Source organism: Duganella fentianensis (genome assembly GCF_964031615.1).
Classification (GTDB): domain Bacteria; phylum Pseudomonadota; class Gammaproteobacteria; order Burkholderiales; family Burkholderiaceae_D; genus Rugamonas; species Rugamonas fentianensis_A.
The window spans coordinates 140,276-156,876 of record NZ_CAXIQN010000005.1 but is presented as its reverse complement, the minus strand read 5'-3'; the positions used below and the strand labels follow the sequence as shown (position 1 = coordinate 156,876).

Here is a 16,601-nt window from a genome sequence, read left to right as displayed (position 1 = left end):
ACCCATCGTGTAGGTCGCTATGCCAGCAAAGAATTTGCCCGAGCTGATCACCCTGAAACGCCTGATCGACGAAGGCGCCGCGCACCTGCAGGTAGCCACCCCCTGCAGCGTGGCCATGGACGGGCGCGACTTCCCCGTCTACACCATCACACTGGGCAATCCCGATCCGCAAGTACCGGCACTGGGCTTTTTCGGCGGCATCCACGGACTCGAACGCATCGGCACCCAGATCGTGCTGGCGTTTCTGGAAAGCCTGCTGGCACGTCTGCGCTGGGATCATAGCCTGCATCAGCAACTGGCTGCGCTGCGGCTGGTCTTCATGCCGCTGGTGAATCCGGGCGGCATGTGGCAGGCCACGCGCTGCAATCCCCAAGGCGTGGACCTGATGCGCAATGCGCCCGTCAGCGCCACCGACCGCGTGCCTTTCCTGCTGGGCGGGCAGCGCTACAGCCGCCACCTGCCGTGGTATCGCGGCGCCGCCGATGCTCCGATGGAAACGGAAAGCCGCGCCCTGTGCGATTTCGTCACGCGCGAACTGCTGCCGCGCCAGTTCAGTCTGGCACTGGATTGCCACTCCGGCTTCGGCCTGCGCGACCGCATCTGGTTCCCCCATGCCCATACCAGCACGCCGATTCCCCATCTGGCCGATGTGGCCGCACTGGAGCAGCTATTTAGCACCAGCTACCCCAACCACAACTATGTGTTCGAGCCCCAGAGCCGGCAATACCGCACCCATGGCGACCTGTGGGACTACCTGTATCTGAATGGCACAGGCAGCAGCGAGCGGGTGTTCCTGCCCCTGACGCTGGAAATGGGCTCATGGTTGTGGGTGAAAAAGAATCCCCGCCAGCTGTTCGACCGCATCGCCATGTTCAACCCCACGGCCCACCATCGCCAGCAGCGCGTGCTGCGGCGCCACCTGACGTGGTTCGATTTCCTTATGCGCGCCACCATCAGCCATCAGTCATGGCTGCCGTCCGGCATGGCGCGCAAGGTGCAGCACAAGCGCGCCCTGACCCAGTGGTACGGCTGATGGAACGCTGGATACTATTACGGGGACTGGTGCGCGAGCAACGCCACTGGGGCGCATTCCCTGCGTTGCTGGCCGCGGCGCTGCCGCAAGCACAATGCATTACGCCTGACCTGCCCGGTAACGGCAGCCGCTACCGCGACAGCAGTCCCGCCAGTGTGGCGCAGATGGTGGAAGCCTGCCGCCAGCAACTGCAGCAGGCCGGCATTGCCCCGCCCTACTCGCTGCTGGCCTTGTCGCTGGGTGGCATGGTGGCGCTGACGTGGGCAGCGCTGTATCCGCACGAGTTGCGCCGCTGTGTACTGGTCAATACCAGCATGCGGCCTTACAGCCCGTTCTACCGCCGGCTGCGCTGGCAGAACTACGGCGCTATCGTGCGCCAGTTGCTGCAGGGCGGGCAACGCGCGCAGGAACAGCTGATTTTGCGCCTGACCAGTCACAGCGGCGAGGCCGCACAACGAGCCGCGCTGGTGGAACAATGGTTAGGCTATCAGCAGGAATGCCCCGTCTCGCGCCGCAATGCCTTGCGCCAGCTATGGGCGGCGGCACGCTTTCGTGCACCGGCGCAGCGACCGGATCTACCGCTGCTGCTGATCGCCAGTGCCGGTGACCAGCTGGTGGACCATCGCTGCACGCTGGGGCTGGCACAGGCATGGCACACGCCCGTGCTGCTGCATCCCAGCGCGGGCCACGACCTGCCGCTCGATGCAGGGCCATGGCTGGCGCAGCAGATTGCTGGCTGGGTGGCCAGCAGCAAAGCAGCGTAAAATACCGCCCCTATGAAAAGTACTCAGCCAAAGCGGTACGCTGCCGCCAGCCAGCCATGAACTGCCGCGACAATTGCGGTGCATGCTGTATTGCCCCGTCTATTACGAGCCCGATACCAGGAATGCCAGATGGCAAACCTGCTGGGGTGAGATGCATACAGCTTGGGGAAGATCATCGCTGCCGCATCTTTGGCATGGCGGAACGCCCTGCCTTCTGTGGTAGTCTTCAACCATCGGCGGAAATGTGCGGAACCAGCCGGGAATATGCCATCCACTGGCTAGCAACACTGGAACGAGCAACTACCCCTGATACTCAAGCACAAAGCTGACGCGGCGCCCGCAAATTGCGCTTGCATACCTGCTGTGGGAGAAAAGTTCTATGAGCATATCCAAAGCCAGAACCAAACTCGCAAGCCCGAAAGGTGAACTCCAGCAAAGCAAGGCTGTACATACCACGCACCACGTGCAGTTCGCAGTTGCTGTAACTTCCATTGCCCAGCGCTACGGAGTGAAAGTAGCATCGCTATCAATACCGACCAAAAATCCGTATGCGATGTCTGCTGAACAAGCCATAAACGTTGCACGCCAAGCCGGTATCATCACGCAGGCCGGTAATCTTGCACGCAAGTTTAAGTGAGTTTAGGTTCTGCCCTCATCGTTTATCACGGATGCGACATCACTACACGTGATGATTTGATCAGCGGCCGCCTGAAACATCTGAGCCATAGCAATAACCAGTACGATTGGTTAGGACCTGGTGCTTACTTTTTCGAGGGCGATGTGGAACGCGCCCTACTATTTGCCCAGGCATCGCAGCGCAATCCGGAAAAACGTTACACCGCCAAACCCATCGCGACGCCTGCAGTCGTTGGCGCCGTTCTGCAAGTACAAAATTGGCTAGATATGACGACCCAGGCGGGTATCAAAGAATTCAGTCTGGCATATCAGACCTTCGCCTATGGTTTTTCTGCCGCCGGGAAACCAGTCCCCGCGAACAGACCCGCCAGCGATTTCGACACCGACGTCATTTATCGCGCGTTGGACAGCGCTGTATTTACCTGGCTCCATAAGGCACGGGAATCGCAAGATCCGCCTCTTCCAGCGTTTCAAGCCGTACGGGCCGCTTTTCACCAAGGGGAGGCGGTTGCTCCTACCTCTGGCTTCCACGCCAATACGCATATCCAGATATCTCTTCGTGACAATACCTGCGTCATCGGCTGGTTCCTTCCTAGCGGCGCCAAATTGCTAACAGAGCGTCAGTATGCCGAGGCAAAAGACCGGCTAACAGCATTTCAAGCGGCAAACAAAAAGCCACGTATTCGTACCGAGAGCCGATAAACCTTTCAGGCAACGACAATCAGCTGCGAGCCAGTTGGGCTAACAGGCGCAACAGTTCAGCACGGAAACGTGCGGCCCAACGATATTCCTGCCGGGCCTTGCAGATAGCAGAATGGGTGCAACTTGCAGCTGAAGTCATGATGTTCCCCTCAAGAAAAACTTGTCTATGGAAATTCGCGAACTGATGGGATATATTCTGCTGCAGCGACTCGGCACGATCAAACGAGTTATTCTCTCCGCATAGATAAGAAAAACTTATTCATGAGCAAACCATTGCGCTCCCTGTCCGGCTTGCTCGATTTCGATTGCGCCGCACGCTGGGGCAGTTTCAAACTGGCCGCGCAGGAGCTGCACAAGACGCCCGCCGCCATCAGCCTGCAGATCCGCCAGCTGGAGGAAGCGCTGGGCTTCGATCTGTTCGTGCGCCATCCGCGCCAGATCACGCTGACGGAAAAAGGCCAGGAACTGGCCACCACGGTACGCCGCACGTTGAGCGAACTGCAGGGCAAAGTGGCGTCGCTGCAGGATGGCGACGAAGAAAAAATCCTGCGCCTGTCGACCACCCACTCGCTCGCCATCAAATGGCTGGTGCCGCGTATCGCCCGCTTCACCCAGCGCTATCCGGAAATCGACATCCGCATCGACTCCAGTGATCGCATCGCCAATATGGAGGACGGCAGTACCGACATCGCGCTGCGTACCTCCGTTGTCTCGCCGGGCGACCACGACCTGCTGTTCTGCGACCGGCTGGTGGCCGTGTACAGCCCGGCCCTGCTGCGGCCCGGCGCCAGCGAGATCACGCTGGCCGAGCTGGAACACTATCCGCTACTGCACGAATTCACCACCGATACTTGGATCGCCCTGCTGCGCCAGAATCATGTACTACACGGACGCTACAATTTTGCCCGCAGCTATTCCAACTTCGCCGTGATGGTGCAATCCGCACTGGCCGGACAGGGCGTGGCACTGGTGTCCTACGCCATCGCCTGCGAGGATCTGCGCAGCGGTGCCCTGAAAATGATGCGCTGCGAGAGTCCGCCCTACCAGCGCGGCTATTACATCATCATTGCGCCCGATAAGAAGTGCACAAGCAAAATCCGGCATTTCTGTGACTGGCTGCACGCCGAAGTGGCCGACATGCAGACCATCTGCACTGATAATTAATTTACATTACGCTTGCGTGAGATTCAGGTCGCAGGCGTTCCGGCATGGTAAGCTTCGACCCCGGCATGACTAGCCCACCGTTCCACTCTTACTCACATTTTTCTACCTCATGGATATCGTTCTCGCACTCAAAGCCCTGATCATGGGTCTGGTTGAAGGTTTCACGGAATTTCTGCCGATTTCTTCCACGGGCCACCTGATTCTGACCGAGCATCTGCTGGGTTTCCAGGGCATGGAAGAAAAAATGAAAGTGTTCGAAATCGTGATTCAGGCTGGCGCCATCTTCGCCGTCTGCTGGGAATACCGCGCCCGCATCGCCGCCCTGCTGACGGGGCTGGGCGATCCCAAACAACAGCGTTTCGCCATCAATGTGCTGATCGCTTTCCTGCCGGCCGCCGTGCTGGGCGTACTGTTCAGCAAAGCCATCAAGGCATCGCTGTTCGCGCCCGTGCCGGTCGCGCTGGCCTTCATCATCGGCGGTCTGGTGATCCTGTGGGTGGAAAAACGCGAACGCGATAATCCGGCCATGGTGCGCATCCATTCGGTCGACGACATGACGGCGGTCGATGCCATCAAGATCGGCATCGCCCAGGCTTTCGCGCTGATTCCGGGCACCAGCCGTTCCGGCGCCACCATCATGGGCAGCATGCTGTTCGGCCTGTCGCGCAAAGTAGCCACCGAATTCTCCTTCTTCCTCGCCATCCCTACCCTGCTGGGTGCGACAGTGTATTCGCTGTACAAGGAACGTGCGCTGCTGTCGGCCGCCGACCTGCCGCTGTTCTCGGTCGGCACCGTGGCGGCCTTTGTCTCGGCCTTCCTGTGCGTGCGCTGGCTGCTGCGCTACATCAGCACCCACACCTTCACCGTCTTCGCGTGGTACCGCATTGCCTTCGGCCTGCTGGTACTGGTCACCGCCTATACCGGCATGGTGGTGTGGGCGGACTAAACCCAAGCAGTAAAACCTTTCTGTCTCAATGAATCAAGCGCAATACCAGCAACAAGCTCTCCACCTGCTGCAAACCGTGTTCGGCTATCCGGCCTTCCGCGGCCAGCAGGAGGACATCGTCGGCCACGTGTGTGCAGGCGGCGATGCGCTGGTACTGATGCCTACCGGCGGCGGCAAATCGCTGTGCTACCAGATTCCTGCACTGGTGCGCGACGGCGTGGGCGTGGTGATCTCGCCGCTGATCGCGCTGATGCAGGATCAGGTGGACGCGCTGGCAGAAGTGGGCGTACGCGCCGCCTTCCTGAACTCCACCCAGACTTACGAAGAAGCCAGCCGCATCGAACGGCTGGTGCGTACCGGCCAGCTCGATCTGGTCTACGTGGCGCCGGAACGGCTGATGACGGAGCGCTGCCTGAACCTGTTTCAGGATTCGAAGATCGCCCTGTTCGCTATCGACGAGGCGCACTGCGTCTCGCAATGGGGCCATGACTTCCGGCCCGAATACATCCGCCTGTCGGTGCTGCACGAGCAGTTCCCCGATGTGCCGCGCATCGCGCTGACGGCGACGGCCGATCCGCAGACCCGCGCCGAAATCGTCCACCGCCTGCAGCTGGACGACGCCATGCAGTTCGTCTCCTCGTTCGACCGGCCGAATATCCGCTACCAGATCGTCGAGAAAACCAATGGCCGCAAGCAGTTACTGGATTTCATCACTAGCGAACATGGCGGCGATTGCGGCATCGTCTACTGCCTGTCGCGCAAGAAGGTAGAAGAGACGGCCGAATTCCTCAACGAGAACGGCGTGCGCGCCATGGCCTATCACGCCGGCATGGAGCACGCCAAACGGGCTGCCAATCAGGCCCGCTTCCTGCGCGAAGAAAACATCGTGATGTGCGCCACCATCGCCTTCGGTATGGGCATCGACAAGCCCGATGTGCGCTTCGTCTGCCACCTCGATCTGCCCAAGAGTATCGAGGGCTACTATCAGGAGACGGGACGGGCGGGCCGCGACGGCGCGCCGGCCAGCGCGTGGATGGCTTACGGCCTGCAGGACGTGGTGCTGCAGCGGCGCATGATCGACGAGTCCGAAGCCGACGAAACCTTCAAGCGCGTGCTTGGCACCAAGTTAGATGCCATGCTGGGCCTGTGCGAAACCCTCAGTTGCCGGCGCGTGCGCCTGCTCGACTATTTCGGCGAAAAGGCCGGCCCTTGCGGCAATTGCGATACCTGTCTGATACCGCCCGTGTCGTTCGACGGCACGGTGCCGGTGCAGAAGCTGCTGTCGGCCATCTACCGCGTCGACCAGCGCTTTGCAGCCGGCCATGTGATCGAAGTGCTGCGCGGGATGGAGACAGAACGCATCAAGACGTGGCATCACGATTCGCTATCCGTGTACGGCATAGGCGCTGACCGCAGCGAGCAGGAATGGCGCGCCATTCTGCGTCAGGTCATCGCACTGGGTCTGGTGACGGTCGATCACGAACAATACAGTTCACTCAAACTCACCGATGCGGCCCGCCCCGTACTCAAGGGCGGACAGAAGGTGCAGCTGCGCCAGTACCAGAAGCCAGTCAAGCAGAAGAGTTCCAGCCGCAGCAGCAAAGGCTATGTGGAGAGCGACCTGTCGCCACGCGAACAGGCCATCTTCGACAAGCTGCGCTGGTGGCGGGTGGAGACGGCGCGCGCGCACGACGTGGCGGCCTACATCATCTTCAACGACGCCACCCTGCGCGAAATCGCCAAAGCCCGCCCCACTACGCTGGCCGACATGCGCGGCATTTCCGGTGTGGGCGAAAAAAAGCTGGCCTCCTATGGCGACGAAATTGTCGCCATCATCCGCGACATGGAATAACGCTACAGAACTGCGCTTCCACGGTATCATGCAGCATCGGGCGACTGTCGTCGCCATGCCCTAATGGAGCCGGTCAGATGATCAAGTTCAGTCTTAGCGCAGCACTCGCACTTTGTTTTTCCAGTTACGTACAGGCCGCGCCCGCGCCGGCCGACACCATCTACCGCAACGGCTACGTCTACACGGTAGACGCCAAAGATAGCGTACAGCAGGCGCTAGCCGTACGCGCCGGCCGCATCGTGTATGTGGGCGATGACGCCGGCGCACAGGCGCTGGCCGGCAAGAAAACCCGCGTGATCGATCTGCAGGGCCGCATGCTGATGCCAGGCCTGATCGATGGCCATATGCACCCGCAATCTGGCGGCAGCCGCCTGCTCAACTGCAGCCTCGATTACGAAAACCTCACCGTGCCGCAGTTTCAGGCGCGCATACAGTCTTGCCTAGACAAGGACAAGAAATCCGACAGCAAGCGCTGGCTGGTGGTGGTCAACTGGTTCCAGCAGGGGATGCAGCCGGAAGGCATAGAAACCAGCGCCGCCACGCTCGATGCGCTGAAAACCGAACGCCCCATCATCGTACGTTCCTCGTTCGGCCACTCCTCGCTGCTCAACTCCAAAGGCATCGCGCTAGCCGGCATCAAGGACGACACGCCCGATCCGGTCGGCGGCAAGATCGTACGCGATGCGCAAGGCAAGGCCACTGGCCTGCTGGAAGATGCAGCGCAGGACGCCGCCATGAATCTGCTGCCGCCGCTGACGGTGGCAGAAAATCTGGCTGCCTCGAAAGCGGCACTGGCAGCCATGCGCAAGCAGGGCATCACCAGCTTCCTCGATGCCTACACTGACCCCGAGACCATGACGGCCTTCAGCACGCTGCAGAAGCAGGGCAAGCTGACGGCACGCGGCCACTTCGCCGTGCTGATCGATCTGGACAAAGGCGCCACGCCGAAAAGCGCCGTGGCCGAGCTACTCAAACAGCAGAAGCAGTTCGATCAGGGCGCAACCCGCGTGGCACCATCCATGCAGGTACGTCACGCCAAACTGTTCATGGATGGCGTGATCTCCGCCCCGGCCTTCACCGGTGCCATGCTGGAACCGTATCTGGTCAATCAGGGCACAGCGCAGCAGCCTAACTGGCAACCGGGTCCGCATAACGGCCCGGCCAACTACTTCTCGCCAGAAGCACTGACGGCAACCCTGAACGAACTGGCAGCGGCCCGCATCGATCCGCACATCCACGTCGATGGCGACCGCGCCGTGCGTGCCTCGCTCGACGCCATCGCTGCGCTGCGCGCCACACCGGCCGGTGCACTAGTCCGTCCGGCGCTGGCACACGATGAAATCGTCGCACCGGCCGACTTCGGCCGTTTCGCCCAGCTCGATGTCACGCCTGTGCTGTCGCTACAGTGGGGCAAACCGGCGCCGGATACGGTGGGCGCCCTGAAGGACTATATGGGGCCGCAGCGTTACGCCATCGTCGAACCGCAGTCGCTGCTACTCGACGCCGGTGCGCGCATCGCCTATGGCAGCGACTGGCCGGTCGATCCGCTGGATATCTGGTTTGCCCTCAAGGTGGGTGTGACCCGCACGGCGGCACCAGACGCCGGCAAGGAATACGCCGGTACGCTGGGCACGCAGGCCGGCATGCCGCGCGCCGCCGTGCTGCGCGCCGCCACCATCAACGCTGCCTACACCTTGCGGCAGGAAGCGCTAACGGGCTCGCTGGAAGTGGGCAAGCTGGCTGACCTGATCGTACTGGATCGGAACTTCTTCCGTATCGAAGCGGAAGATATCGCCAACATCCGCGTGCTGCAAACCATGGTGGGCGGCAAGATCGTGTATCAGGCCGAAGGCATGCACTGATCCGCGCTGCCGCGCATGGGTTAAGATGTCGGCCTTTAATTGAATGGCATAGTCATGGAAATTGCACTCACCCTGCTGATCATCGCTGCGGCGGCTTACGCCATACGCAAGATCATCGCGACCAATCCGGCCCAGCCCATGGTGCTGCCGCCTATGCCAGCAACGCCGTACGAACCCACGCTGCCAGCCGTGCCGGCCGCGCTGCACTGGTCCGATGACGGCCGCTATCTGGTGGAAGTGGTGACGGAATCGCGCTACCAGCCCACCCTGAAGGAACTGGCAGGCGAGCATGGCGAGCAGGCGGCCGCCGCGCCCTATCTGGCCACGCTGCTGCCCGATGATGTGAATCCGTATGAGAGTGCGGCAGTCGCGGTATTTCTGGCGGGCCGCATGGTGGGCTATCTGTCGCCCAAGGCCGCCGTGGCCTTCCGCGAACATCTGAAACGCAAAGAGGTGGAAGGCCAGATCACCACCTGCGACGCGCAGGTGCGCGGCGGCGGCAAGTGGCAGAACGGCCGCCTTGCCTATGTGGTGGTGCTGGATATGGAGCCGCTGGAACGCTAGCTCCGGCCGACCGGACACGCAGTCCGGTCCTCAGCCAGTCCGGCACAGCGGCCGGTCGGGCTTACTTCTTGGTGAACACCAGATCCCATACGCCGTGGCCCAGTTTCAGGCCGCGGTTCTCGAACTTGGTCAGCGGACGATAAGCCGGTTGCGGCGCATAGCCGTCCGCCGTATTCTGCAGGCCCTGTTCCGCGCCCAGCACTTCCAGCATCTGTACCGCGTAGTCTTCCCAGTCGGTGGCGCAGTGCAGGTAGCCGCCCACTTCCAGCTTCTTCACCAGCAGTTCCACGAACGGGCCCTGAATCAGACGGCGCTTGTTATGGCGCGCCTTGTGCCACGGGTCGGGGAAGAAGATGTGCACGCCATGCAGCGAGCCATCGGGAATCATCTGGTTCAGCACTTCCACCGCATCGTGCTGGATGGCTTTCAGGTTGGTCAGGCCCTGCTCGCCGATCAGCTTGAGCAGACTGCCAACACCCGGCGTATGTACTTCCACGCCGATGAAATCCTTGTCCGGCATCGCGGCAGCGATGTGCGCCGTGGTGCCGCCCATGCCGAAGCCGATCTCCAGCACTACCGGCGCCTTGCGGCCGAACGCTTGCGTATAGTCGAGCGGCGCCTTGCTGTATTCGATCAGGAACTGGGGACCCAGTTCTTCCAGCGCACGCGCCTGCGCCGTCGACAGGCGACCGGCACGGGTGACGAAACTGCGGATGCGGTATTCGGTCGGGTCGTACAGCATAGGCCGCGCTGGGCCGTCTTTTGGAGTATCGGAAGACATGGAATAAACGGGCAGAAATTCAGTGAGGGCGCATTATATCAGGCGGCGCCGGCCATATCCCGCGTAGTTTTCAGCAAAAGATTGACACCCTGACGCAGTTCGGGTTTAATCGCAACAGGAGATATGAAAACGTTTTCAAACGTTGGACTAGACCGTAAGCACCCATGTTCACCCACAAAACGGCACAAAAATGACCGAGTTCACCCAATTCCCGCCCGATTTTCTCTGGGGCGTAGCCACCAGCGCCTTCCAGATCGAAGGCGGCGCCAGTGCCGACGGCAAAGGCCCGTCCATCTGGGATACCTTCAGCCACCGCAACGGCACCGTCATCGACGGCAGCAATGGCGATATCGCCTGCGACCACTACCACCGCTACCCTGAAGACGTGGCCATCATGGCGGGACTGGGCGTGGATGCCTACCGCTTCTCGATGGCGTGGTCGCGCGTGCAGCCCGCCGGCAAAGGCGACTGGAACGAAGCCGGTTTCGCCTTCTACGACAGACTGCTGACGGAACTCGACAAGCACGGCATCAGCGCCCACATCACCCTATACCACTGGGATCTGCCACAAGGCCTGCAGGACGAAGGCGGCTGGCTCAATCGCGCCACGGCCTACCGTTTTGCCGACTATGCCGCCGAAGTCGCGCGCCGTTTTGGCAATCGCGTGAAAACGATTTCAACTCATAACGAACCATGGTGCACAGCCAACCTCGGTTATGGCAATGCCCAGTTCGCGCCCGGCGTGGCCGACCTCAAACAATCGATTCAGGTATCGCACCACCTGCTGTTGTCGCACGGGCTGGCAATGCAGGCCATGCGCGCCGTCGGCAGCAGCGCCCAGCTGGGCATTGTGCTCAATCAGTGGACCGCCGATCCTGCCACCGATAGCGCCGCCGACAAGGCCATGGCCGAATTCGAATATGCGCGTTCGGTGCAGTGGTTTATGGACCCTATCTTCAAAGGCCGCTATCCGGCACTGGCCCTGCAGGGCCATGGCGAAAATGCACCCGAGGTGCATCCGGAAGACTTCAAGGATATCCAGCAGAAGATCGACTTCCTCGGCGTGAACTACTACTTCCGCGCCTACTGCAGCGCCGAAACGCCGCCGCGCCAGCCGGAATGCAAACTGGGCAAGACCGACATGGGCTGGGAAATCTACCCGGACGGTCTGACCGAACTGCTGCTCAAGCTGAAAGCCGAATACGATCTGCCGCCCATCTACATCACGGAGAACGGCATGGCCAGTCCGGACAGCGTCGTCAACGGCGAAGTACCCGATACGGCGCGTATCGATTTCGTCGAGCGCCATCTGAAAGCGCTCAAGGACGCCATGCAGCAAGGCGTGAACGTGCAGGGTTACTTCCTCTGGAGCCTGCTCGATAACTTCGAATGGAATTCCGGCTACGCCAAGCGCTTCGGCATCGTGCACGTCGACTACGCCACCCAGAAGCGTACGCTCAAGCACAGCGCCCACTGGTACCGTGCCTACCTCCAGCAGCAGCGCCAGCGCGCCGCCTGACGCCACCCTGTTTTCACCACGCCGGCTTGCACGCCGGCGTTTTCCATTCAACAGACCGCAGAGTCTGTGCTATATATCTGACCAGTTTCCTGAGGACGACACCATGCCCACTGCCCCATCCACCCTGCCGCCCGCCGCCGAGGCGCAGCAGCCCCCATCTCTGCTGCGCGCCATGTTCGCGCGCGGTACGCCCATGCTGTGGGTACCGAGCGGCTATTTCACCATGGCCCTGACCTACATGATGCTCACCAGCGTCACCTCCATCATGTTCAAAAACCTCGGCATGGATAACGGTCAGGCCGCGCAGTACGCCAGCTATCTGATACTGGCCTATACCATCAAGCCGCTGTTCGCGCCGTTCGTGGAAATGTACCGCACCAAAAAATTCTTCGTGCTGTGCAGCCAGCTGATTATTGCGGCCGGCTTTGCCGGTGTGGCGCTGGCCATGTCGCTGCCCGACTACATGGCCATCATGGTGTTCCTGTTCGGCGTGCTGTCGCTGGTAGGTGCCACGCAGGACATCGCCTCGGACGGCGTGTATGTAACCTCGCTCGATGCGCCCACCCAGTCGCTGTTCTGCGGCATCCAGAGCCTGAGCTGGAATATCGGCCCCATCGTCGCTTCGGGCGGCATGGTGTACCTGAGCGGCTGGCTGCACACGCAGTACTTCCATCACGCCGCCGGCAGCTTCGGCGCCGAATGGATAGACGCATGGCGCATCATCTTCTTCCTCGTCGCCGCCATCATCGTGGTGGCCGCGCTGTGGCATGCGCGCGTGATGCCCGATGGCGCCAAGGCAGAGAATGCCCCCACCTCGGTAGCGCAGGCAGCCTTTCTGCTCAAGGACTCCTTCGTCACCTTCTTCCAGAAGCGCGATGTGTGGCTGATGATAGGCTTCGCCTTCCTGTTCCGTCTCAGCATAGGCATGCTGGAAAAGATCGGCCCGTTCTTCATGGTCGATCCCGTGGCGCAAGGCGGGCTGGGGCTGTCGAATGAAATGCTAGGCCTGATCTACGGCACCTACGGCCTGATCGCCGTGCTGGTGGGGTCGCTGCTGGGTGGCATGTTTGTCGCCAAGCGCGGTCTGAAATCCACCCTGTTCGTGCTGTGCTGCGCGGTCAACATCCCTAACGTCACCTTCCTGCTGATGAGCATCTGGCAGCCGGAGAATCTGGTCGTGATCTGTGCCGGTGTGGCGATCGAAAAATTCTTCTTCGGCTTCGGCTCGGTGGGCTTCATGATCTACCTGATGCAGCAACTGGCACCGGGCAAATACACCACCACCCACTACGCTTTCGGCACCGGCCTGATGGGCTTGTGCATGATGGTCACGGGCGTGGTCAGCGGCCATTTGCAGCAGGCGCTGGGCTATGTGCACTACTTCTGGCTGGTGATGGCCGCCACCATCCCGTCGTTCCTGATCACGTGGTACGCGCCGTTCCACCAGAAGAGCTAAATCTCTGCACGACCCACAAGGCAGCCGCAGGCTGCCTTTTTTTTGCGCGTCCCATGCAAGTGAAATTGTCCATCGAGAATTTAAAGGCACTCGCGCTGCTGAAGAATTGCGCCACTTGCCTGCGCGCTCAGGCTAGCGCAGTGTCCGGCGAGTCGTACCAGATGCCGTGCTTGTCTCCCAGCCACGTCAGGAAGCTGAACAGATAGGCATGGGCCAGCATGATGAGGCCGCCAACCAGCGCGGCCTGGTTCATCAGGCCAAGCAGGCAAAACAAAAACCCGCTGACGTGGGAAATGATAGTGATCCGGCGCGAGGTGGTACGTGCGATATGAATCTCGAGGAAGTTCAGGGAAAACATGCACTTGAGCCAAAGCGGCAGTTTTTTCCAATTTTCCGTATGCTTATCCATCACGAATTTCTCCTGTTCCAAGGTGGGGATATCAACTTCGAGCGCAGCAGCCAGACACTTCAACGACTCAACACTAGCCTTCTGTCCACTTTCTATCCGCTGGATAGTCCGTACGTTCAGGCCCGACATCTGGGCCAGCTGCTCCTGCGACAGGTGACGGCTAAGCCGTAATTGCTTGAGTATCATGCGTATGCTCCATTGCTCGAGAACCTAGAGTTTCGACGGAAATTCGTGCTGTCGGTGACGAAAACGACCCGACAGTGACACGACAGCATAGCAAATCATCATTTTTAGGGGCCTGCCCCCGCCATAAAAAAACCCCCGGCCTTTGCAGGACGGGGGTGTCGAGAGGGAGAAGTACTACGGTTAGAAAGTCTTGCCGACGTTGATGCCGAAAGTACGCGGCGGCAGGTATTGCGCTTGCCATGGGCCGTTGGCATTCATGGCGCTGGTCTTGATCTTGCCATCTTCCAGGTTACGGACATAGGCGTCGAAGTACCAGTCGGAATGAGCTTCATAGCGCAGACCCAGATCGGTGCGGGTGTACGATTTCTGCTTGTCCGGTTCACCCAGATTGAACACGCTCAGCCAGCTGGCGGTTTCGTAGTGGGCGCTGATACGCGGCGTCAGCGTGCCGTTGGCCAGTGCGATACGGTGCTGGTACATCACTTGCGCGGCAAACTTCGGCGAGTGCGGCATGGTGTTGCCCGTCACGTCGAGGCAGGTGCTGATACCGGCTACCGGGCAGGCTGGCAGCGCATAGTCGTTACTACCGCCGATCAGGTGCTTGAGGGTGGCGTTGGTGTAGGCAGCCGTCAGCTGAATACGGTCATCCGCAGTGATCTTGGCAGCGATTTCCGTTTCCAGACCCCAGACCTTGGCGCCTTCTGCATTGCTGGTGGCCAGACCGCGCGTACCATCGGGATTGGTCACCGGTGCGCTGAACTGGAAGCCTTTGAACTTCTCGTAGTAGGCCGAGTTGTTCATGCGTACCGCGCCGCCGAGGAAGGTGCTCTTCGAACCGATCTCGTAGTTGGTCAGGGTTTCGGAACCGTATGGTTTGCCGCCATCCTGCAAACCGCCCGACTTGTAGCCGGTCGAAACGCTGGCGTAAATCATATTGTTCTTGTCGATGTCGTAGCCCACGCGTACCAGACCGGTCAGCTTGTGGTCGTTGAAGGTGGCATCGTTATGCTGGTAGGTCGAGAAGCCCGAGCCGGGAGCCAGCGGATTCATCGACGGATTCACCGGTACTTGCGGTGCATTCGAATCGCTCCAGCCATTGTTGGTGCCGCCGATGTTTTTGCGCTCGTCCGAGGTGTAGCGCAGGCCGCCCGTTACGTGCAGCGCATCGCTGGCATTCCACGTGGCCTGACCGAACACGGCTTTGGAATCCACGGTTTCTTTCGGCTGGATGAAGGAACCCTGCCAGCCCACAGTGCCCTGCTCGGTACCGTTCATGATCGGAATGTCGAAGCGGATGCCGTTGTCTTCGTTCGCGTAGTACAGACCCAGCAGCCAGTCCACATCGCGCTTGCCGGTCGACTGGATTTCCAGTTCGTGGCTGTAGTTTTTGTACTTCGACCAGACCGTGTTATTGGCCTGGAAGTTGCCGCCCGTGGTGAAGCTGGTCGGCAGGTTGGCGCCGCCATCCTGATCGAAGGTGGACGAGCCGTTGAAGCGCGCGTAGCCGGCGATGTAGGCAAGGCTGATATCTTTATTGATGTTGTAGTCAACGCGGCTGCGTACCGAGTGCGAATCACGGTTGACGTTCGGTGCAGTATCGATCAGCGCGGACCAGAAGTCCTGACCGGCGCGCGGCGTCTGCATCAAATTCATGCTCGGCGTACCGCGATCCATATAGTGTTCGTAAGCGATGTTCCATTTCAGGTCGGACGATGGCTGCCACAGGAAGCTCAGACGGGCTGCGCTCTGATCCTGCGCGCTATATTTCTGGCCATTGCTGACGAACAGATTCGGGTTGATCGGCTGGAAGCCGATCGGGTTGCCCGGATGGGCTTTGTTCCATGCTGCGATCACAGGATCGGCTGCCGCATGCTGGGCCGCCAGCGAGACGTCCGGCGCACGCTGATAGTCGACATAGCCATTGTGCTGTTCGTGCACGACGGCCACGCGCATCGCCATGGTGTCGCTCAGCGGAATATTCACTGCACCACGTGCACCCAGACGGCCGTAGCTGCCATAGCCCGCTTCGAAATTACCGGCCTTGCTGCCGATTTCCGGCTTCACGGTCTGCATGTTGACCGCGCCGACGGTGGAGTTACGACCCCACAGCGTACCTTGCGGGCCGCGCAGCACTTCGATCGCTTCCAGATCGAACAGCAGCGCAGTAGCGCCTTCCGGACGTGGCGAGTACACGCCATCGACGAAGGTGGCCACTTCAGGATCGGCGTATTCGGTCTTGGCACTATCGTTACCGATACCGCGCAGCGTCATGGTGATCACACCGTGGTCGCCCTGACCGGTAGCAGCGAAGCCCGGCACCAGATTCACCACGTCCTGCAGAGTCTGCACGTGGTTGTCATCAAGGGCGGCGGCATTGATTGCGGTCACGGCAACCGGCGTTTTCTGCAGCGAGGTGGAACGCTTGGTAGCGGTTACATACACCTCGGTGATGGTGGTGCTGATTTTTTCAGCAGCGGCCGCTTCTTTGGCTGCCACTTCGGCGGCAGCATCGGTTGCAGCGTGGGCGGAGCCAGCCATCAGAGCGAGGATAGCCAGCTGGATCGGGGACGACAGGCGCTTCCCGGTGCGCGGTACGTGGACGTTCATAAGTCTCCTTAGTCGTAGCAAACGCTACGGGGGCGTCGCTACATTTATCGTATAAAGTACGATCTCATGTTGTATGAAAACGTTTTCAAACGTTGTGAAACCGTTTTCGTTCTTTGTGAA

The 16,601-nt window shown here is 60.4% G+C and carries 15 protein-coding genes; 12 read left to right on the top strand and 3 right to left on the bottom strand.

Annotated elements, in window-relative coordinates; translation table 11 throughout:
- Nucleotides 1-19: 19 nt before the first annotated feature.
- The 10 genes from ABNT42_RS03240 to ABNT42_RS03195 all read left to right on the top strand — a co-directional run bounded on the left by ABNT42_RS03240 (nucleotide 20) and on the right by ABNT42_RS03195 (nucleotide 9,523).
- Entirely contained in the window at nucleotides 20-1,033 is a 1,014-nt protein-coding gene (locus ABNT42_RS03240; protein WP_348693933.1) for a M14 family zinc carboxypeptidase, read from the top strand.
- On the top strand, nucleotides 1,033-1,797 hold the full coding sequence (locus ABNT42_RS03235) for an alpha/beta hydrolase (protein WP_348693930.1): 765 nt from the start codon (nucleotides 1,033-1,035) through the stop codon (nucleotides 1,795-1,797). Before ABNT42_RS03240 ends, ABNT42_RS03235 begins: the two co-directional genes overlap by 1 nt.
- A 56-nt stretch (nucleotides 1,798-1,853) precedes the next feature.
- The gene (locus ABNT42_RS03230; protein WP_348694021.1) at nucleotides 1,854-2,126 is read left to right on the top strand and encodes a YkgJ family cysteine cluster protein; all 273 of its coding nucleotides are present in this window, start codon (nucleotides 1,854-1,856) and stop codon (nucleotides 2,124-2,126) included.
- A gap of 50 nt (nucleotides 2,127-2,176) precedes the next feature.
- Nucleotides 2,177-2,434, top strand: coding sequence for a hypothetical protein (locus ABNT42_RS03225; RefSeq protein WP_348693927.1), 258 nt, complete (start codon nucleotides 2,177-2,179; stop codon nucleotides 2,432-2,434).
- On the top strand, nucleotides 2,431-3,135 hold the full coding sequence (locus tag ABNT42_RS03220) for a hypothetical protein (protein WP_348693925.1): 705 nt from the start codon (nucleotides 2,431-2,433) through the stop codon (nucleotides 3,133-3,135). The genes ABNT42_RS03225 and ABNT42_RS03220 overlap by 4 nt, the downstream gene beginning before the upstream one ends.
- Nucleotides 3,136-3,396: 261 nt before the next feature.
- On the top strand, nucleotides 3,397-4,299 hold the full coding sequence (locus ABNT42_RS03215) for a LysR substrate-binding domain-containing protein (protein ID WP_348693922.1): 903 nt from the start codon (nucleotides 3,397-3,399) through the stop codon (nucleotides 4,297-4,299).
- Nucleotides 4,300-4,408: 109 nt separating this feature from the next.
- Nucleotides 4,409-5,245: an undecaprenyl-diphosphate phosphatase gene (locus tag ABNT42_RS03210; RefSeq protein ID WP_348693919.1), complete on the top strand. Its 837-nt coding sequence runs from the start codon at nucleotides 4,409-4,411 to the stop codon at nucleotides 5,243-5,245.
- 28 nt (nucleotides 5,246-5,273) lie between these two features.
- Nucleotides 5,274-7,097, top strand: coding sequence for a DNA helicase RecQ (gene recQ / locus ABNT42_RS03205; protein WP_348693917.1), 1,824 nt, complete (start codon nucleotides 5,274-5,276; stop codon nucleotides 7,095-7,097).
- Between the two features lie 77 nt (nucleotides 7,098-7,174).
- A complete protein-coding gene (locus ABNT42_RS03200) occupies nucleotides 7,175-8,959 on the top strand; it encodes an amidohydrolase (RefSeq protein ID WP_348693914.1) in 1,785 nt (594 codons plus the stop codon).
- A gap of 54 nt (nucleotides 8,960-9,013) precedes the next feature.
- Entirely contained in the window at nucleotides 9,014-9,523 is a 510-nt protein-coding gene (locus tag ABNT42_RS03195; protein ID WP_348693912.1) for a hypothetical protein, read from the top strand.
- Between the two features lie 61 nt (nucleotides 9,524-9,584).
- On the opposite strand, the gene trmB is transcribed toward ABNT42_RS03195, so the two are convergent.
- A complete protein-coding gene (trmB, locus tag ABNT42_RS03190) occupies nucleotides 9,585-10,265 on the bottom strand; it encodes a tRNA (guanosine(46)-N7)-methyltransferase TrmB (protein ID WP_348694019.1) in 681 nt (226 codons plus the stop codon).
- A 229-nt stretch (nucleotides 10,266-10,494) separates the two neighbouring features.
- Between trmB and ABNT42_RS03185 the strand changes: the two genes are divergently transcribed.
- Together ABNT42_RS03185 and ABNT42_RS03180 are read left to right on the top strand one after the other, a co-directional pair.
- On the top strand, nucleotides 10,495-11,823 hold the full coding sequence (locus tag ABNT42_RS03185) for a GH1 family beta-glucosidase (RefSeq protein ID WP_348693910.1): 1,329 nt from the start codon (nucleotides 10,495-10,497) through the stop codon (nucleotides 11,821-11,823).
- 103 nt (nucleotides 11,824-11,926) lie between these two features.
- Nucleotides 11,927-13,279, top strand: a complete 1,353-nt coding sequence (locus ABNT42_RS03180) for an MFS transporter (RefSeq protein ID WP_348693907.1) — start codon at nucleotides 11,927-11,929, stop codon at nucleotides 13,277-13,279.
- 127 nt (nucleotides 13,280-13,406) lie between these two features.
- Here ABNT42_RS03180 and ABNT42_RS03175 read toward each other — a convergent pair whose 3' ends face one another.
- Entirely contained in the window at nucleotides 13,407-13,874 is a 468-nt protein-coding gene (locus ABNT42_RS03175; RefSeq protein WP_348693905.1) for a helix-turn-helix transcriptional regulator, read from the bottom strand.
- 180 nt (nucleotides 13,875-14,054) lie between these two features.
- The gene (locus ABNT42_RS03170; RefSeq protein WP_348693902.1) at nucleotides 14,055-16,481 is read right to left on the bottom strand and encodes a TonB-dependent receptor; all 2,427 of its coding nucleotides are present in this window, start codon (nucleotides 16,479-16,481) and stop codon (nucleotides 14,055-14,057) included.
- Nucleotides 16,482-16,601 lie beyond the last annotated feature (120 nt).